This window comes from Gordonia polyisoprenivorans (assembly GCF_017654315.1).
Taxonomy (GTDB): Bacteria; Actinomycetota; Actinomycetes; order Mycobacteriales; family Mycobacteriaceae; genus Gordonia; species Gordonia polyisoprenivorans_A.
The window spans coordinates 2,230,041-2,248,458 of record NZ_CP072203.1 but is presented as its reverse complement, the minus strand read 5'-3'; the positions used below and the strand labels follow the sequence as shown (position 1 = coordinate 2,248,458).

The 18,418-nt window shown below is 67.5% G+C and carries 15 protein-coding genes and 1 pseudogene; 4 read left to right on the top strand and 12 right to left on the bottom strand.

Going from position 1 to position 18,418, the window contains the following annotated elements:
- Window positions 1–16: 16 nt before the first annotated feature.
- From J6U32_RS10030 to J6U32_RS10000, 7 genes and pseudogenes are all read right to left on the bottom strand, one after another.
- A complete protein-coding gene (locus J6U32_RS10030; protein ID WP_244332773.1) occupies window positions 17–934 on the bottom strand; it encodes a hypothetical protein in 918 nt (305 codons plus the stop codon).
- A 76-nt stretch (window positions 935–1,010) separates the two neighbouring features.
- The gene (locus tag J6U32_RS10025; protein WP_208795160.1) at window positions 1,011–2,645 is read right to left on the bottom strand and encodes a serine/threonine-protein kinase; all 1,635 of its coding nucleotides are present in this window, start codon (window positions 2,643–2,645) and stop codon (window positions 1,011–1,013) included.
- A 92-nt stretch (window positions 2,646–2,737) separates the two neighbouring features.
- Window positions 2,738–4,006, bottom strand: coding sequence for an SfnB family sulfur acquisition oxidoreductase (locus tag J6U32_RS10020; protein ID WP_208795158.1), 1,269 nt, complete (start codon window positions 4,004–4,006; stop codon window positions 2,738–2,740).
- Between the two features lies 1 nt (window position 4,007).
- Window positions 4,008–5,117 (bottom strand): dimethylsulfone monooxygenase SfnG, encoded by a 1,110-nt coding sequence (gene sfnG / locus J6U32_RS10015; protein ID WP_014359358.1) that lies wholly within the window; start codon window positions 5,115–5,117, stop codon window positions 4,008–4,010.
- Window positions 5,118–5,280: 163 nt separating this feature from the next.
- Window positions 5,281–5,952, bottom strand: coding sequence for a TetR family transcriptional regulator (locus J6U32_RS10010; RefSeq protein ID WP_094602501.1), 672 nt, complete (start codon window positions 5,950–5,952; stop codon window positions 5,281–5,283).
- An 84-nt stretch (window positions 5,953–6,036) separates the two neighbouring features.
- Window positions 6,037–6,270: pseudogene (locus J6U32_RS10005) on the bottom strand (acyl-CoA dehydrogenase family protein); the annotation flags it as partial.
- A 97-nt stretch (window positions 6,271–6,367) separates the two neighbouring features.
- On the bottom strand, window positions 6,368–9,637 hold the full coding sequence (locus tag J6U32_RS10000; protein ID WP_208795156.1) for an acetyl-CoA carboxylase family protein: 3,270 nt from the start codon (window positions 9,635–9,637) through the stop codon (window positions 6,368–6,370).
- Between the two features lie 236 nt (window positions 9,638–9,873).
- Between J6U32_RS10000 and J6U32_RS09995 the strand changes: the two genes are divergently transcribed.
- From J6U32_RS09995 to J6U32_RS09980, 4 genes are all read left to right on the top strand, one after another.
- Window positions 9,874–10,977: a ferredoxin reductase gene (locus J6U32_RS09995; RefSeq protein WP_208795149.1), complete on the top strand. Its 1,104-nt coding sequence runs from the start codon at window positions 9,874–9,876 to the stop codon at window positions 10,975–10,977.
- 5 nt (window positions 10,978–10,982) lie between these two features.
- Window positions 10,983–12,185 (top strand): fatty acid desaturase family protein, encoded by a 1,203-nt coding sequence (locus J6U32_RS09990; RefSeq protein ID WP_208795147.1) that lies wholly within the window; start codon window positions 10,983–10,985, stop codon window positions 12,183–12,185.
- Window positions 12,186–12,307: 122 nt separating this feature from the next.
- On the top strand, window positions 12,308–12,766 hold the full coding sequence (locus J6U32_RS09985; RefSeq protein ID WP_208795139.1) for a hypothetical protein: 459 nt from the start codon (window positions 12,308–12,310) through the stop codon (window positions 12,764–12,766).
- 170 nt (window positions 12,767–12,936) lie between these two features.
- A complete protein-coding gene (locus tag J6U32_RS09980; RefSeq protein WP_208795138.1) occupies window positions 12,937–13,446 on the top strand; it encodes a DUF4395 domain-containing protein in 510 nt (169 codons plus the stop codon).
- A 116-nt stretch (window positions 13,447–13,562) separates the two neighbouring features.
- Here the strand turns inward: J6U32_RS09980 and J6U32_RS09975 are convergent, their stop codons facing one another.
- From J6U32_RS09975 to J6U32_RS09955, 5 genes are all read right to left on the bottom strand, one after another.
- Window positions 13,563–14,510 carry a Ppx/GppA phosphatase family protein gene (locus tag J6U32_RS09975; RefSeq protein WP_208795136.1) on the bottom strand — a complete coding sequence of 316 codons (948 nt, stop codon included), beginning with the start codon at window positions 14,508–14,510 and terminating at the stop codon, window positions 13,563–13,565.
- The gene (locus J6U32_RS09970; RefSeq protein ID WP_208795134.1) at window positions 14,507–15,031 is read right to left on the bottom strand and encodes a DUF501 domain-containing protein; all 525 of its coding nucleotides are present in this window, start codon (window positions 15,029–15,031) and stop codon (window positions 14,507–14,509) included. The genes J6U32_RS09975 and J6U32_RS09970 overlap by 4 nt, the downstream gene beginning before the upstream one ends.
- Before the next feature lie 46 nt (window positions 15,032–15,077).
- Window positions 15,078–15,764, bottom strand: a complete 687-nt coding sequence (locus J6U32_RS09965; protein ID WP_208795132.1) for an FtsB family cell division protein — start codon at window positions 15,762–15,764, stop codon at window positions 15,078–15,080.
- A gap of 13 nt (window positions 15,765–15,777) precedes the next feature.
- Window positions 15,778–17,061, bottom strand: coding sequence for a phosphopyruvate hydratase (gene eno, locus J6U32_RS09960; RefSeq protein ID WP_208795130.1), 1,284 nt, complete (start codon window positions 17,059–17,061; stop codon window positions 15,778–15,780).
- Window positions 17,062–17,339: 278 nt separating this feature from the next.
- A complete protein-coding gene (locus tag J6U32_RS09955) occupies window positions 17,340–18,101 on the bottom strand; it encodes a lytic transglycosylase domain-containing protein (protein ID WP_208796046.1) in 762 nt (253 codons plus the stop codon).
- Between the last annotated feature and the right edge of the window lie 317 nt (window positions 18,102–18,418).

The window sequence follows — 18,418 nt, the reverse complement described above, 5'->3', positions numbered from 1 at the left end:
GGGTCAGCGGTCGGGGTCAGCGGCACCGGCCGCGCGGCAAGGCGGCGGTGTTCTGGTTCAGCCAATTGCCGAGCGCGTTGAGCGCCGCGGTCCCCGACGACATCGACCCGCCGACGGCACTCATCGCCACCGCGCTCTGCTGACCGTCGCGGTAGGTGAGGACGCCGATCTGCCGCACCAGGTAGGCTCCGTCGACGCCCGGCCCCCATCCGCCTTTGACGGCGGTGGACTTAGGGATCTGCATGATCTCCACACCCCACTGCTGGTTGCCGGCGACCTGTCCCATCAGCGAGAGCACGTGACCGGTGCCCGGCATGCACGGAAGATGCCCGGCGAAGGTCGCCGCATCCGGCAGCGTCCAGCGGGTCTGCCCGAAGATCGTGAAGCCCGAGCGCAACTGCTGCGAGGGCACCACGGTGTTCGGGTTGCCGCCCTCGCGCAGTACAGCGGTCACCTTGGCCGACGCCTCGGTGTTGCTGCCGAGCGACGCCCAGAGTTGTTCGGCGGCTTGGTTGTCGGAGTTGATGATGGCGTTGCTCTCCGCCGTGGACGTCCCGTTCTCGCGTTCGGCGGCCACCGCGAGCGGCACCTTGATCGTCGACCACGCCACGCCCGGATCACGGTCACCGAGCAGCAGGCTCGCCGTCGCATTCGGGCCGACCGGGGCGACCGCGATGCCCACCCGCAGTCCCGTCCCGCCGGCGACGCGTCGGAATCCGGCGGCCAGAGCGGGATTCGCGCCGGCGCTGGGCTGCGTCGACGATGCCGACGCCGCGGCCGAGGTCGACGAGGAGGGCGAGGCGTACACGGTGACCGTCGATCGCGGTGCCGGCGACTCCGTGGTCGCGCAGCCAGTCATCACCATCACCCCGGCAACGGCGAGCGCCACGCCGGCGACCCACACGCTCACCGCTCGGCCACGTCGCTTCCCCATCGACACTCCCCTCACCTGCGTTTCCCGGTCACCGGTCGGTGCGGCACGCTGTGCCACGATCCGCCCGGGCGCGACATCACGGCAGGACATAGACGACGGCATTGTTGCCACCCTGACACACCACCGCCGAACCCTGTGGGGCACACGCCATCGTGTAGGCCTGCCCGGTGACCGGGCTGTAGGCGACCACCGGGCGTGACTGACCGTAGGCACCCGAATTGTTGTACGCATCGCGCACCGCCTGAGCGAACGCACAGCTGGTCACCTGCGAGCCGATCGCCGACGTCGCATCACAGGGAACCGCATTGGGCGGGAACGACGGCGCGGCGGTCACCGTGGGCTGGTTGGTGATCGGCGGGGCCGCGGTGATCGTGGTCGTCGTCGGTGACTGCGCCGTCGAGTCGTCGCCCGAATTGCGCGTGAACAACCAGTAGGCGCCGACGCCGAGCAGACCGAGGACGGCCACCACGATCACGGCGGTGACCGCGACGACCAGCGAACGGTCCCGCCGCGGTTCGGTATAGCCGGGTTGCCCGTACGGCGGGTACCCCGGGGGCATGCCGCCGGGCACCTGCGGGCCCGAGAACTGTTGCGGCCCCGACAGATTCTGGGGTCCGGAGTAGTTCTGGGGTCCGGAGTAGTTCTGGGGTCCGGAGTAGTTCTGGGGTCCCGAATAGTTCTGGGGCCCCGACACATTGAGTGTGCTCCCACCGCCGACCGGACCGATCGGCCCGACGGGCCCCGACGGTCGGATCTGGGTGGCGCGCATCGCCTCGTCGTTCGCCGCGGCAGCACCGAGCACGGTTGGCGGAGCCTTGCTCAGGTTCGGGCCGGGTTGTCCGGGCATGGCGGTCGGGACGATCGTCGTCGTGCCGTCACCGGCCTCGCCGGTCAGTGCGGCGCGGGCCGCCGAGGCGAGTTCGGTGGCGCTGCCGTAGCGTCGCGTCGGCTCGGGATCGAGGCCGCGGCTGATGACCGCGTCCATCGCCCGGGGCACCTCTGCGTTGACACTGCTCGGTGCGGGAGGCGGGGACATGACCGCGGCCTTGATCGCCGAGCTGATCGTGTCGGCGGGATGCGGCACGCGGCCGGTGAGGCTTTCGAAAAGGACACAGGTGAGTGCGTAGATGTCGCTGGCAATGCTCACCGGGACGGCGTCGAACAATTCGGGCGCCATGTACGCGATCGACCCGATGGCGGTGCCGGCCTGCGTGAGGTGGGTGTCGTCGGAACCGTGGGCGATACCGAAGTCCACGAGATAGGCGAAGTCGTTCTGCGCGACGAGGATGTTCTCGGGTTTGATGTCGCGATGCACCAGACCGTCGGCGTGGGCGGCGTCGAGCGCCGAGGCCACCTGCTCGATGATGGTGACCGCCCGCGCCGGGGCGAGCGCATGCTCGCGCCGCAACAGCGCGCGCAAATCCTCCCCCGCGACGAGTCGCATGTCGATGAACAGCACACCGTCGATCTCTCCCCAGTCGTGGATCGGGATGACGTGGGGTTCGCCGAGCCGCGCGGCCGCGTGGGATTCGCGCCGGAACCGTTGCTGGTAGACGGCGTCGTCGGCGAGGCCGGGATTGAGCAGTTTGAGCGCGACCTCGCGGTCCTTGGTGGTGTCGTAGGCCCGGTAGACCTCACCCATCCCGCCCCGACCCAGCAACTCGTCCAGGCGATACGGCCCGAACTGGGTGTTGACGCGACTCGTTGACATGCTGTGAGCATAACGGTGCACACCGACAAATCGACCGTCGTCGGCGGTCCGGGTGAACGACCTCGCGATCGTCTCAGCGGCGATTCATTCGCTCAGATGACACCGTGTACGGGCGGGTTCTCGTCGCGCAGGACCTTGCGTCCGATGTGCTGCAGTTTCCAGCGCACCGGATCGTGCAGAGTGTGCGTTCGGGCGTTGCGCCAGAAGCGATCCAAGCCCGTGCCGGCAGCAGCGCTGCGGGTGCCGCCCACCTCGAACAGCGCTGATCCGATGCCGGTGGCGACGCGGTCGGCGACGACCTTGGCCGCGGCCACCGCGATCGACGCGTCGGCGACCGCGCCCAGATGAGCGTCATCACCGTCGGCGGTGGCGGCGTCGCTCGGGGTGAACCCGGTGGCCCGGTCGACCGCACGTCCGGCGGCGTCGAGGGTCGCCTCGGCGGTGATGAGGTCGACGCCGAGCTCACCGAATCGTTGCACCAACAGCGGATCGTCGACGGCCCGCTCGACACCGGCCTCGAACCACGGTCGGGCACTGGTGCGCGCGAACTCGACGGCGGTGTCGAGGGCGCCGCGTGCGATGCCGACGTCGATCGCGACGTGCAGCAACTGGGCGAACGCACCGTATCCGGTGGGCCGGGAGACCGCGGGCGCACGGGCGACGAGGTCTGCGGCATCGACGGCGACACCCCGCAGCCGCACCGTTCCCGAGCCGGTGGTCTTCTGCCCCAGGGCATCCCAGTCGTCGACGAGCTCCACCCCGGGCGCGTCGGCGGGGATGAACGCCACGTACTCACCGCCGTCGAGGTGTTCGTCGGCGTCGTGACGGGCCAGCACGGCCAGCGTGTCGGCGAACAACGAGCCGGTGGCATAGAACTTCTCGCCGTCGAGACGGAACCGGCCTGGACCGTCGGCGACGAGCGTGGTGGAGATGTCGGCGATCGTCTTACCGCCGCGCTCGGATTGCGCGTTGGCCACCCGGCCGCCGCGCAGCACGGCGTCGAAGTGCTTGCGTGCCAACTCTTCCGACGCTGCGAGCCGCAGCAGGTTCAGATAGACGAAGTGACTGTGCGGAATCTGCGCGATGTTGGGATCCGCGGCGGCGAGGATGCGGGTCACATCGGCGACCACGCTCGGCGCCAGGTCGGGCCCACCGAATCGGGCCGGCACGGTGATGGCGAGCAGCCCGCTCGCCGACAGCTCGTCGATCTCGTCGTGGGGCAGCCGTCGCTGCGCGTCGCGTTCGGCGGCGCCGGAGGCGAATCGATCGGCGAGGGCGTGCGCGGCGGCCCGGGCCCGCGCGGCCGAATCCAGCCGCGCGGCGCCACGATCGGCCCGCACCGCGGAAGTGGTGATGCTCATCTCAGCCGACGGTGCTGCGCTGAGCGGCTTCGAGCTCTCGGACGAGGGGGAGGACACGCTCGCCAAAATACTCGATCTCTTCCTGGAAGTGCAGGAATCCACCGAGGATCAGATCGACGCCGAGACGCTTGTAGGCCACGATTCGCTCGGCGACCTGCTCGGGCGTGCCGATCAGCTGGGTACGGAAACCGTCGTTGTACTGCACGAGATCCTCGAAGGAGGAATCGGCCCACATACCGGTCTTGTTGCCGGTGGAGTTGCCTGCCTGCTGCACCGCCGACCGGAAGCCCTCCACCGCAGGACGATTCGCTTTCTCGACGATCTCGCGCAGGGTGTCGCGGGCCTCGGCTTCGGTGTCGCGGGCGATGATGAAGCCGTTCAGCCCGAAGCGCACCTCACGCTCGTGGGCCTGTGCGACGGCACGCAGATCGTCAAGTTGCTCGGTGACGCCGTCGAAGTCCTTGCCGTTGGAGAAGTACCAGTCGGAGAAGCGGCCACCGTTGTTGCGGGCCGCGGTCGAGTTACCGCCCTGGAACAGTTCGGGATTGGGACGCTCGGGGGTGTTGAGCGGCTTGGGCTTGAGGGTGAAGTCGTGGATGCGATAGAAGTCGCCACGGAAGTCGACGTTGTCCTCGGTCCAGATCTTGCGGATCACCTCGAGGAATTCCGCGCTGCGGCGGTACCGTTCGTCGTGCTCGAGCCACGGCTCGCCGAGGTGGGTGAACTCGTCCTTGAACCATCCGCTGACGACGTTGATCGCAAAGCGTCCGTTCGACAGGATGTCGGCGGTCGCACCGAACTTCGCGAGCACGGCCGGATGCCACAGGCCCGGGTGGATGGCGGCGATCAGCTTGAGGCGCTGGGTGGCCAGTAGCAGCGCGAGGCTGAAACTGGTGGACTCGTGCTGGAACTCCGCACCGTAGGACGCCTCGTAACGGACCTGGGACAGCGCGTACTCGAAGCCGTTGTTCTCGGCGGTCTGCGCGAGTTTGACGTTGTACTCGTAGTCCCAGCTGGTCCGCTGCTCGATGTCACTGGTCACCAGCCCACCGGACACATTGGGCACCCAGTAGGCGAACTTGATCTCGTCGGCGATCTTCTCGGTGGACACGGGTCTCCTGCTCGTCATGTGAACGCGACGCACCCAGGACGCGGTGCGCGACAACGTCGGCCATCTTCACCCGGGAAGCCGGCGCGGCCCACCCTTGAAATCGGCGTGCGTGAAAACCCTCGACGCGGCGGTCCACCTGAACCGGCGCGTCACTCGCCGCTGCCTACCCGCTCTTCCACTGCCCCATGCCGAGGAACACCATCACCAGTTGCCGCTCGGTGCGGTGCACGATGTCGGCCTCGGCGTCGCGTCCGCGGTGTTCACCGTCGAGCAGGTCGGCCACCGCGGTCAGCATGATGGTGACGATGAGTTCGGCGGCAAGTTCGAGATCCTGGGGCTGCCACTGCGAGAGATCCGGGATGCGCGACAGATCGATGGCGAGTTCCTTGGAGAACAACCGCAGTTCGGTGTCGATCGCGCGACGGATCTCGGCGACCCCGCCGTGCTGTTCGCGGATCAGGAAGCGGTAGTCGGTCTCGTGCTCGTGCACGTGGCGCAACAGGATCGCCAACGAATTCTGTGCGGTCGGCAGCGCCTGACGGGCGGCGAGATCGCGCCGGCCTTCGCGCAGTGTGCGACGCAGGATCCGCATCGAATCCTCGACGAGGGTGACGCCGAGATCCTCCATCGACGCGAAGTGTCGGTAGAACGCCGTCGGGACGATCCCCGCGCCGCGGGCGACCTCCCGCAGGCTGATGCTGGCGAAGCTGCGCTCACTCACCAGGTCCAGCGTGGTTTCCAGCAGTGCCTGCCGGGTGCGGTTCTTGCGATCGGCCCGGCTCTCCGGTTCCGCGGGCCGCGGGGCACGCGAGGTGGGGCGGCGGGTCCGGGTCACCTAAGCGAGTCTAGGACATCGCAGCGTGCCCGCGGTGCCGGGTCCACGGCGCGCCGAAGCCACGAGAAGCGCTCTCACCTGCGGTTACCGCCAGGAAGAAGACGGGGCCAGGGCCACGAGTTCAGCCAGCTGGCCACGGTGGTGAGAGCCGTTGCCGAGCGCCAGCTGGTCGGCCTTGGCACGCTTGAGATACAGGTGGGCGGGATACTCCCAGGTCATGCCGATGCCACCATGGAGTTGGATGCATTCCTCGGCGGCCCGGACATTGGCGCCGGCCGCGGCCAGTGCTGCGGCCGCAGCCGAACCGATCCCCCGCGAGGCACCGGTGACCAGGGCCGTGCGGCCGTGCAGATCCGGGAGCATTGTCATTCGTTTCGCCTTTCGCGAGTAACTGGGGTCTCCCCGTCATCTGAACTCAACGTGATCGCCCGAGCTGACGGATCCAGTGCCGGGTGGTCGACGGGTCGATCACGTCGTCGAGTTCGAACGTGGTGGCCGAGTGCAACGCCTTCCCGTGCTCGTAGGCCTTCGCGAGGAGATCAGCGAACAGGGACTCCCGTTCGGCGGGGTCGGAGACGGCGTCGAGTTCTTTGCGAAAGCCCAGGCGTACCGCACCTTCGAGGCCCATACCGCCGATCTCCCCGGTCGGCCACGCGATGGTGAATTCCGGTGCGTGGAACGACCCGCCGGCCATGGCCATCGCGCCGAGCCCGTAACCCTTGCGCAGGATCACGGTGCCGAACGGTACGGTCAATCGCGCACCGGCGGCAAAAAAGTTGCCGAATCGACGTACCGTCGCCTGCTCCTCGGACTCCGGACCGACCATGAAACCCGGTGTGTCACAAAGCGTCACGAGGGGCAGTCCGTGTGCCTGGCACAGCGTCAGGAATTCGGCGGCCTTGTCGGCGGCCTCGGCGTCGATCGCTCCCCCGAGGTGTCGACTGGAATTGGCCAGCAGCCCATAGGCCACCCCCTCGACCCGGATCAACGCGGTGACGATGCCGCGGCCGAAGACGGGTCGTAGCTCCAGCACCGATCCGACGTCGGCGATCGATTCGATGGCGGAGTGGATGTCGTAGGCGCGCAAGCGGTTCTCCGGGACGACGTGTCGCGCCGATCGCGGATCGGGTGCTACCCATCGGTCGAGGTCACCCTGGAAGTAGGACAGGTAGTTCCGTGCGGTGGCCACGGCGTCGGCTTCATCGCGCGCGAGCACGTCGATGACGCCGTTGCGGGTCTGCACGTCGACCGGTCCGATCTCTTCGGGAGCGAATACCCCGAGACCACCGCCTTCGATCATCGCCGGTCCTCCCATTCCGATGTTGGCGTCGGGAGTGGCGATGAGGACGTCGCAGGCGCCGGCGAGTGCGGCGTTGCCGGCGAAGCAGCGGCCGGAGACGATGGCCACCGTCGGCACCGCCCCGCGCAGGCCCGCCATCGACCGGAAGGTGTCGAGTTCGAGCCCAGCGGCGCCGAGGGCGTCGGTGTCGCCGGGCCGCCCACCACCGCCCTCGGCGAAGAGTACGAGCGGAATCCGCTTGCGCCGGGCCACCTCCAGCAGGCGGTCGGTCTTCACATGGTTACGCATGCCCTGCGTGCCCGCGAGGACGGTGTAGTCGTAGGAGATCACCACGGCCTCCGCGGCGGCAGCGCCGAAGCGGTCGGCGCCGATCGTCGCGACCCCGCCGACCAGGCCGTCGGCCGGGGTGTTGGCGATAAGATCCGCTTCACTGCGGCGGGTGCGTTGGGCCGCGAGGGCCAGCGCACCGTACTCGGTAAAGCTGTCGGGATCGATGAGGTCGGCGATGTTCTCCCGAGCGGTGCGGCGCGAGCGCCGGTGCCGCTTGGCAACGGCATCGGGACGCCCCTCGTCGAGCGTGACGGCGTGGCGAGCGATCACCTCGGCCAGATCGGGACGGATGTGGTCGGGGTCCGCGGCCGTCGCGTTCACGTCGGCGTCGCCGTGGTCGGCGTCGGTGACCACCAGCAAAGGCGTTCCGGCGCTGACGGATTGGCCCTGGTCGACGAGACTGCGTCGAACCTCGACAGGGCGTGGGTCGGTGACGACGTGCTCCATCTTCATCGCCTCGAGGATCACCAGCGCCTCGCCGCCGGCCACCGTGGCATCGGTGGCGGGAGTGGAGACGACGACGCCCGCCATCGGGGCGGTGATCACCCGCTCGTCGGTGCCGATGCTGATGTCGGTGCGGGCGGGGATGTCGCCCGCGGGCGCCGCTTTCGCACGCTCGCCGGCGAACCGGTCTGCGGCCGCGCTCAATTCGGCCAGACTCTGCTCGACGAAGTCAGTGGTCAGTGCGGCCGTCCCGAATTCCTTGGCCGCCAGTACGGCCCGGAGCAGATCGATGGTGGTCTCGACGCCGCCGATCGTGAAGTCGCGTAGTGCCGTGTCGAGTTTGCGGGCGGTGACGGCGACGTCGTCGGAGCGGGTGTGGGCGATCACCTTGGCCAGCAAGGAATCGAACCGCGGACTCAGCGTCAGACCCGGCCGGCCGTGCGTGTCGACGCGGATTCCGGGGCCGGTCGGCGCCGAAAAGACCTTCAGCACACCGGAATCAGGGGTCGTGGTTCCGTCGGCGCCGATCCGCTCGGCGTTGACCCGCGCCTGGACCGCCACGCCGCGCGCCTGTGCCACAGTGCCGCTCACACCGTCGGCCGTGGCGAGAATACCGGCAGGCAGATCGAGTTCCTCGTAGGTGGCGCCGGCGGCGATGTGAAGCGCGGTGGCCACCAGCTCGACGTCGGTCACCTCTTCGGTCACCGTGTGTTCGACCTGGATGCGGGGATTGACCTCGAGAAAGACGAATCTCTCGGCGGCGAGCAGGAATTCGACGGTCGCCAGGCCACGGAAGTCCTGGGCGGCGCACAGCACGACCGCGGCGCGGTGGATGCCGTGCCGGATCTCGTCGTCGAGGTCCGGTGCCGGTGCGATCTCGACCAGTTTCTGCCGTCTGCGCTGCACGCTGCAGTCCCGGTCGCCGAGCGCGAGTGCCCGCACCGTGCCGTCCGCGGCGGGAGCGGCAACGACCTGGACCTCGATGTGGCGCGCACCCGTGAGCAGTTCCTCGGCGAACAACGCGGCGTTGCCGAAGCCCATCCGAGCTTCGGCGGTGCACGCGCGAAACGCAGCGGGGAGATCGGCCGGGAAGGTGACCGGACGCATGCCCCGTCCCCCTCCACCGGCGACGGCTTTGAGCATGATCCCGGCGGGATGTACCCGCAGAAACTGTGCAGCCTGCTGTTCGTCGATGCCGGAGGTGGTCGCATCGAGCACCGGAATCGACGCCGATACCGCCGCGTCCCGGGCAGCGGCCTTGTCGCCGAACGTGCGCAGGACACGCGAATCCGGGCCGACGAATCGGAGCCCGGCGGTACGGCACGCGTCGGCGAAATCGGCATCTTCACTGAGGAATCCGTACCCGGGATGAACCATCGTCGCACCGGCGGAGACGGCGGCCGACACCAGTGCCGAAGCATCGAGGTAGGCGGCGGGCCCGGTACCGGGTAGTGCGACGGCCGTGGTGGCCGCTCTGACATGCGGAGCGTCCGCGTCGTCGACGGAGTACACAGCGACGGTGCGCACGCTGAGCTCCGACGCCGTTCGGAGGATCCGCAGCGCGATCTCACCTCGGTTGGCCACGAACAGCGTTGTCGGCGCCTGGCTCACGTCAGAGTTCCTTCCTCCGGGTGTGTCCGACGCTACACCGCCACTTGAACCTGACCTCACCCTCATCATTACTGCGCCCGCTTCGACGACCACTGTGTTGTCAATCACATCGGGTTGCGGGCTGTGACGCGATCACGGACCGCGTCAATCCCTTGACGGATCGGGCCGGAATCGTGCCACACTGTTCGGAGTACAGATGTTCACTCATCGGAGTGAGACGAACGGAGCCAGCCCCCATGAGCATCCGCCTTCCCGAAGTGTTCTCCTCGATCATCGAGGCGACCATGTCCCCGCATCCGGTCGACCGCTATCTCGAACTGGTCGACCCGATGCTGACCTGGCGTGACCTACGCGCCCGAGTGATCCGCGTCGAGCGTCCGACCGACCGAACGGTCCGGCTCACCCTGGCCCCCACGCGCCAGTGGCAAGGACACGAGGCAGGTCAATTCGTCCAGCTCAGCGTGGTGGTCGAGGGCGTGCGCCAGACCCGTTGCTTCTCCCCCGCCAACGCTGCCGCGGGACCCGAGGGCACCGTCGAACTGACCATCACCGCACACGACGACGGACTGGTCTCGCGATACCTGCGCAAGACCGCCGCGGTCGGCGACGTCTACGGCCTCTCGCAGGCTGCAGGCGACTTCGTCCTGCCTGCCGAGGGGGTACGTGCGCCGGTGTTCATCAGCGGCGGTAGCGGCATTACACCTGCACTCTCAATGCTGCGTACGCTCGTTGCGAATGGCTATGACGAGCCGGTCACCTTTGTCCACTACGCCCGGACACCGTCGGACCTCGCCTACCGCGCCGAACTGACCGCATTGGCCGCGGTCCATCCTCACCTGGACCTGCGACTGCACTACACCCGCAGTAGCGGCGAAGCCGGGATGGACGAGGGCGTCATCGGACATTTCACCGGCGAGCACCTCGAGGGCATCGCCGACCACGACGATGCGGACGTCTTCGTCTGCGGGCCGCCCACCCTGATGGACGCGGTCTTCGACCACTACGAGACCGCCCATCCGCACGCCCGTGTGCACAGCGAGGCCTTCACCCTCGCCGTGCCGGCGGCCATCGATCCCAATGAGCCCGTCCACGGTGAACTGAGCTTCACCGCGTCGGGCACCTCGGCGACCAACGACGGTCGCACGATCCTCGACCAGGCCGAGTCGGCGGGGCTGAGCCCCGAATCCGGCTGCCGGATGGGGATCTGCTTTTCCTGCACCGCAATCAAGAAGTCGGGCTGCACCCGCAACGTGCTGACCGGCGAGACCGATACCGAATCCGACACCCAGATCCAGCTGTGCATCAACGCACCCGTCGGCGACGTCGAAATCGAGGTATGACACCCATGGCAACCAACATCCTTCCCCCCGAAACCGAGACACCCGAGACCGAGACCGCCGCGCCGCTCGCGCTGCGCAAGGTTGCAGACCCCAACACCGTGCGGCTCTCCTACGCACAGGTCGAACAACTCGGCCGCGAGCTCGACGAGATCAAGGCCCGCGTGGTCGCCGATCTCGGTACCAAGGATCGCGAGTACCTGTACTCGATCATCCGTACGCAGCGTGGACTCGAATTCGCCGGGCGCGCACTGTTGTTCCTCGGGTTCTTCCCGCCCGCGTGGGTCGCCGGTGTCGGTGCCCTGTCGGTCTCGAAGATCCTCGACAACATGGAGATCGGCCACAACGTCATGCACGGCCAGTACGACTGGATGCGTGAGGACACCTACAACTCTCGCGAATTCGAGTGGGACAACGTGTGTCCGGCCGATCAGTGGAAGCACAGCCACAACTATCTGCACCACACCTTCACCAACATCCTCGGCGAGGATCGCGACATCGGTTACGGCATCCTGCGGATGGCACGTGATCAGAAGTGGAACCCCTACTATCTCGGCAACCTCGGCTACGCCACCGCGCTGATGCTGCTGTTCGAGTGGGGCGTGATGCTCCACGATCTCGAGGCGGAGAACATCGTCGCCGGCAAGCGCAAGTGGAGCGACATCAAAGGCCTCGTGAAGGGCATGTGGCGCAAGGCAAGTCGACAGGTCCTCAAGGACTACGTCGTCTTCCCCGCACTCAGCGGCCCGATGTTCGTGCCGACCCTGCTCGGCAACGCGACCGCCAACCTGGTGCGCAACGTGTGGGCGTACTCCATCATCTTCTGCGGCCACTTCCCCACCGGTGCACAGACTTTCACCGCCGAGGAATGCGCCGACGAGACACGCGGCCAGTGGTATCTGCGGCAGATGCTGGGCTCGGCCAACATCACCGGCAGCCAGCTGTTCCACATCATGAGTGGCAACCTGTCGCATCAGATCGAGCATCACCTCTTCCCCGACATCCCGGCCAGCCGGTATCCGGCGATGTCGGCCGAGGTACGCGAGGTGTGCGAGCGCTACGGTTTGCCGTACAACACCGGGTCGCTGAGCCATCAGCTCGGGTCGACGTGGAAGAAGATCGCCAAGCTGTCGCTGCCGAACTTCATGACCCGCGATGACGACGATCTGACGGTCATCATCGACCGACAGAAGCCGGCCGAGGTCGCCTGAGCAAGCCATCGCGTCGCCCCGAGACGGGCGGTATCGTCGGAATCACACCGTCGATGCCGCCCGTTCGGCTTTGCCGTCCGCGCGCGTCACCATCCCGCACGACCCAGCGAGGAGAATCCACCGTGGTCGATCGCATCGAACGCAACAAGGATCTGATCCAGGAACTGGTGGAGTCCACCGCCACCCATGTCGGCCAGATCGCCACCATCATCACCAGCGCCGTGGCCGGTGTGGCCCGGGAGATCGGTGAGATCGTCACCGACGGCTTCGAGATGCGGGAGGCGGCGCAACGGGCCAAGGCGGACGAGGCGCACCACGTCATCGACGCCGAAATCGCCGACGACCACGACGAGGGTGCTCTCGATGCGGAGGACTCCGTCGACGCTCCCGCGATCGAAGAGTCGGCAACGTCGGACCGAGGACCGATCAACCTCGAAGGGTCGTTCGAGGCACCGGTGGTGCCGCAGGATCTCGACGAATCAGATCCGGACTCCGGTGCCGATGACCGTCACGCCGACGACATCGATGGCGCGACTCTCGAGGGCGCCATGGAGGCTCCGGTCGCACCCGTCGAGGAGTGACCGACAGCGCTCGCCAGTGCGTCGACAGCGCCCGCCAGTACGCCCACAGCGCTTGTCACCTCGCCGACAGCGCCCGCACGCCCCGGTTTCATTCGCTGTGAGCCCAACCCGTGACCCCGGACAGTCCGTCGCGTAGCTTCGTCCTGTTGAGGACGTCAGAGGAGGATCTTGTGTCGGTGCGTTCGGTGTTCACCTTCCCCAACCCGGTGAATGATTACGCGGCGCGATCCACCGCGGGTCTGGTGGTGGCTCTCGCAATCGTGGCAGTCGTCGTCAATCACTGGGCGCTCTACGCGGTGCTGGCGATCGGATTCGCGCTGCGCGTCGCATCCGGCCCCAAGCTGTCGCCGTTCGGCCAACTCTCGGTGCGGGTCATCGCCCCCAAGATCTGGCGCAAGACCAAGCTCGTCCCCGGACCCCCGAAGCGGTTCGCCCAGGGCATCGGACTGGCCTTCAGCACCACCGCGCTCGTGCTGAGCCTCCTCGGCTACGGACTCGCGGCCCAAATCGTCGTCGGCGTCCTGATCGTCGCTGCCACACTGGAATTCGCGCTCGGTTTCTGCCTGGGCTGCGTGGTCTTCGGCTTCTTGCAGCGCAACGGGATCATCCCCGACACCGTCTGCGAGGCCTGCAACAACATCTCTTTGCGCAACCCGGATCTGGCGAACACCTCCCGCTGATCTGACCCAGGCGCCGTCGGCGACATAGCGGGCGCTGTCGGCAGAATCCCGAGCGCTGTCGGCGAGATACCAGGCGCCGTCGGCGAACTGACGAGCGCTGTCGGCGAGGCGCCGGGCTAGTCGAGCAAACCCAGCGCGATGCCGTCGAGGATGTCGTGCTCGCTGACGACGAGTTCGGTGATCCCGGCGCGCTGCGCCAACTGCCGGGCCAATTCCATCGTCACCAGTGATCCGCCGCCGATGACGTCGACGCGACCCGGGTGCATGGGGCCGAGCGCGGCTCGCTCGGCACGCGTCATGCCAACCAGTCCTCGGCACACCGCGTCGAGATCGTCACGCCCCACCCGGGACAGGTGAATGGCGTCGGAATCGTATTCGGCGAGACCGAGATGCAGTGCCGACAGCGTCGTCAGGGTTCCCGCCACCCCCACCCAGGTGCGCGCGGACGAGACGTCGACGACAGCGAACGCCTCGGCGAGCCGCTCCGCGATGAACCCCTGCGCGGCGGCGATCTCCTCGGCGGTGGGCGGGTCGGAGGGCAGTGCGCGTTCGGTGACGCGCACGCAGCCGACGTCGGCGGAGAAGCCCGCGGTGACACCGTCGGCATCCCCGACGACAACCTCCGTCGAGCCGCCACCGAGGTCGGTCACCACGAACGGCCCCTGATCGGCGGGCAGTTCTCCCACGGCCCCGCGGAATGACAGTTGCGCTTCTTCGTCGCCGGTGATGACCTCGGCGACCGCCCCGGGCACCACGGACCCGAGTAACTCCGCGGTCATCGCGAAGAACCGGTCCCGGTTGGCGGCGTCGCGGGTGGCCGACGTCGCGACCATCCGCACCTTCTCCACGCCGGCTCCGACCATCACCTCGACGTAGTCGGCAAGAGCCACACGGGTGCGCTCGATGGCCTCGTCGGCGAACTGCCCCGTCGCGTCCACGCCCTGACCGAGACGAACCACCCGCATCTCCCGGTGGATGTCGGTCAGCGGTGTCGTGTCACCGGGCTTCGCGACCAGCAGGCGAATCGAGTTCGTACCGCAGTCGACGGCGGCGACCACACTCATCCGACATCTCCGTTCTCATCGACGGGCGCCGACGGCCAGTCGGCCGGAATGGCGGTTCCACGCAATCCGGCCTGCGCGGCCAGAGCCACCGACTCGTCACCGAGCGGATTCACCCCCGGCCCCTTGGCCAACGAATGCGCGATCAACACATGCAGACACTTGACCCGGTCGGGCATCCCGCCGCCGGTGAAATCCGTTCCGAGAGAATCGATCTCATCGCGCTCGGCCAGATAGGACTCGTGTGCGGCGCGATAGGCGGCGGCCAGCTGTTCGTCGGTCGCCAGCCGCGCGGTCATGTCTTTCATGACACCGGCCGATTCCTGTCGACTCGCCTCCGACGTCAAGCGTGGATCGGTCAGGTAGTACAGCGTGGGGAACGGTGTGCCGTCGGGTAACCGTGGCCGGGTCTTGATGACGGCCGGAACACCGTCGGGGGTGCGGTAACTGACCTCGATCACCCCGCGTGGCTCGCGGCCGAGTTGGGCGGTGACAACCACCAGATCGTCGGAGGAGATGCTCACGAGTGGTCACAGTAGCCGCCGCGGGGCGACGGAGAGAAAACGCCGGTCACCGGCCGTCGGGTGGCGTGGCCACCGTTTCCCAGAGGTTGCTGTACCACGGGTTGGCCGCATGCTTCTGCGCGGCCTGTTCGGCGGCCTGCTTGCCGGCGTCGCCCGGATACATCATGACCAATCCGGTCTCACCCGGCCGGACCATGCCCAATCGCTCCCGCGCCTGGGCCTCCTTGTAAGCCGGATCGCCCTGCTCGTTGACCTTCTTCTGGTAGTAGGTCACCTGTTGGCGCAGCTGCTCGTTGGAGGCGACGACCTGGTTGTACTCCGAGCGGCCCTGATAGTAGTTGCGCAGCGACGGCGCCAGAGCGATGGCGACCACACCGACGACCAGCGCCATGATCACCGCACGTTTGGCGTCGAGTCCGCGCACGCGCGCCACGACCGAGTCGGCGATGGTGGGGCGCCGACGTGGCGCACGACTCCCCCGCGACGACGCCCGTCGGGACGCGTCGTCGGAGGGGATTGCGTCGGCGTCGATCTCGTCGACCGAGTCGACGTCGTCGCGATGGATCTCCTGTTCCCCGGTCTCGATCACCGAGACCGGGGTACGACGCGACGACGACGCGGAGCGACGAGGGGCACGGCGGGCGCGTTCGGCCGAACGCGGATCCCTGGTGGATCGCTTCGCCCGCCGACGCCCGTCGCGCTCGGAGTTGAAACGCCCATCGGCATCGGCCATGGACCCTAGCTAATCACGAACCGAACGAGAACCGTGGGAAGGCAAGGTCTCCGGCGTAGCGTGCCGCGTCGCCGAGGCCCTCTTCGATGCGCAGCAGCTGGTTGTACTTGGCGACACGCTCGCTGCGAGCGGGCGCACCGGTCTTGATCTGACCGCAGCCGCAGGCCACGGCGAGATCAGCGATGGTGGTGTCCTCGGTCTCACCGGACCGGTGGCTCATCATCGTCTTGTAGCTGTTGTTGTGCGCCAGCGTGACGGCGTCGAGGGTTTCGGTGAGGCTGCCGATCTGGTTCACCTTGACCAGCAGCGCGTTGGCGATGCCCTTGGAGATGCCCCCTTCGAGCCGCTCGGGGTTGGTGACGAACAGGTCGTCGCCGACGAGCTGCACGCGGTCGCCGATGGCCTCGGTGAGCTTGGCCCAACCGTCCCAGTCGTCCTCGGCCAGACCGTCCTCGATGGAGACGATCGGGAAGTCGGTGATGAGCTTCTCGTAGAACGGCACCATCTCGTCGGACGAGAAGTCCTTGCCCTCGAGCTTGTACACGCCGCCCGAGAAGAACTCGGTCGACGCGGCGTCGAGAGCGATCACCACGTCACGGCCGAAGCCGTAACCGGCCTTCTCGACGGCCTCGCCGATGACCGCGATCGCGGCCTCGGTGTTGGGCAGATCGGGAGCGAAACCACCCTCGTCGCCGAGTGCGGTGTTCAAACCCTGCTTGTGCAGGACCGACTTGAGCGCGTGGTAGACCTCGGCGCCGCAGCGCAGCGCTTCCTTGAAGGTCGGGGCACCGACCGGCGCGATCATGAATTCCTGGAAATCGATGCCGTTGTCGGCGTGCTCACCGCCGTTGATGATGTTCATCATCGGCACGGGCAGGATGTGCGCGTTGGGTCCGCCGACGTAGCGGAACAGCGGCAGCCCGGCCGATTCGGCAGCGCCCTTGGCCACCGCGAGCGAGACACCGAGGATCGCGTTGGCGCCGACGCGGCCCTTGTCGGGGGTGCCGTCGCAGTCGAGGAGCGCCTGGTCGACGAGGCGCTGTTCTTCGGCGTCGATGCCGATGACCGCGGGGGCCAGCTCACCGAGAACGCTCTCGACGGCCTTGGTGACGCCCTTGCCGTTGTAGCGATCGCCACCGTCGCGCAGCTCCACCGCCTCGTGTTCGCCGGTCGATGCACCCGACGGAACCGCGGCCCGGGTGAAGGTGCCGTCGTCGAGCAGCACCTCGACCTCGACAGTGGGATTACCGCGCGAGTCGAGAATTTCACGAGCGCCCACCTGTTCGATGATTGCCACGCTGCGCCCCTTTCGATGGACGGGTCGGCGTCTTCTTGAGCGCCGACGGGTACGCGACAAAGCCTAGGGCATGTCTCCCGATTCTTCTGCGATGGCTTTGCGGAGGCGATGGTTTCCTGGCAAGGCGGAGGAGGCGCCGATAGCGGAGCTATCGGCGCCGACGACAACGCAGACAGGGAGCCATCGAGCCGCAAAGACGCGCAAAGGGAATCGGGAGACATGCCCAAGGGCATGTCTCCCGATTCTTCTGCGATGGCTTTGCGCCAGGGACCCCGACGTCAGTAGCGGACGTTGACGGAGTAGGCGTTGGCGTGATTGCGGACGTCGATGACGTAGGCCATCGAGTTGTTGTAGACCTTGACCGCCTTCTCCCAGCCGGCCGCGGTGGTCAGGTCTCCGCCGGAGGAGACGCACAGGTAGCGGGCCGCCGACAGCGCCGCATCGTCGATGTTGTCCGGGTCGGCCTTGCCGTCACCGTTGGCGTCGACGCCATAACGCTCCCAGGTCTGCGGGATGAACTGGAAGGGCCCCATCGCACGGTCGTGGGTGGCGTCACCGTCGAGCCGGCCGTGGTCGGTGTCGGGGATCTCCATGTTGCCGCGGGTGCCGTCGAGCGGCACTCCCCGAATCGGCGGCGACACATCACCATTGGCGGCGATATGCGCGCCTCGGTAGGTGCCGTGTTTGCTTTCCACACCGGCGATGCCGGCGAGGGTCGTCCACGCGAGCCCGCACTCGGGATGCTGTTGGCGTTGGATCTCGGCGGCGTTGCCGTATGCCTCGAGGGAGATCAGCGGGATGCCGGTGCCCTCGGCGATCGGACGAGCCCAGTCGGCCATGGCGTCGGCGGTCCGGCCCGGCTGGTCGATGTCGATGTAGGGCTGCTGGACGCCGGGCGCGGGCGGGATGCCGTCGGGGATGTCGGGTCGGTTCAGTGAACCGATGTCGAGACAACTCGTCAGGGTCATCGATCCGACGACCGCAGCGATCGCGACGACGATCAGCGTGCGATACTGACGCGCGCCCCTACCCGCTTGCACCCTCACTACCCCTCCTGCGCGTGTGGACCACGCGTATTGCACCTCGTTGTCGGCCTCTCCCCGATGACCACACGAACGACGATGACCACACGAACGACGATGACCGCACGAACGACGACGACCGCACGAACGACACAGGGTGACACATCCCCGACGCCGGACTCCACTCGTCGACGCGTCGAAGCCCGACATTGTTCTCAACTCCACCCAAGCGTGTCCGGTTCCCGAGGAAAGGGCATACTGTCGTCGGTTAGCCTCACCAACACTGCGTCGCACGGCGCGGAACACGGTGTGCACTGGAGAAAGAAAGCCGCATA

What these genes read in the sequence shown, in the direction of transcription:
- J6U32_RS10030 (WP_244332773.1), bottom strand. Translation starts at nt 934, where the DNA reads ATGGGGAAGCGACGTGGCCGAGCGGTGAGCGTGTGGGTCGCCGGCGTG.
- J6U32_RS10025 (WP_208795160.1), bottom strand. Translation starts at nt 2,645, where the DNA reads ATGTCAACGAGTCGCGTCAACACCCAGTTCGGGCCGTATCGCCTGGAC.
- J6U32_RS10020 (WP_208795158.1), bottom strand. Translation starts at nt 4,006, where the DNA reads ATGAGCATCACCACTTCCGCGGTGCGGGCCGATCGTGGCGCCGCGCGG.
- J6U32_RS09995 (WP_208795149.1), top strand. Translation starts at nt 9,874, where the DNA reads ATGAGCATCCGCCTTCCCGAAGTGTTCTCCTCGATCATCGAGGCGACC.
- J6U32_RS09990 (WP_208795147.1), top strand. Translation starts at nt 10,983, where the DNA reads ATGGCAACCAACATCCTTCCCCCCGAAACCGAGACACCCGAGACCGAG.
- J6U32_RS09975 (WP_208795136.1), bottom strand. Translation starts at nt 14,510, where the DNA reads ATGAGTGTGGTCGCCGCCGTCGACTGCGGTACGAACTCGATTCGCCTG.
- J6U32_RS09965 (WP_208795132.1), bottom strand. Translation starts at nt 15,764, where the DNA reads ATGGCCGATGCCGATGGGCGTTTCAACTCCGAGCGCGACGGGCGTCGG.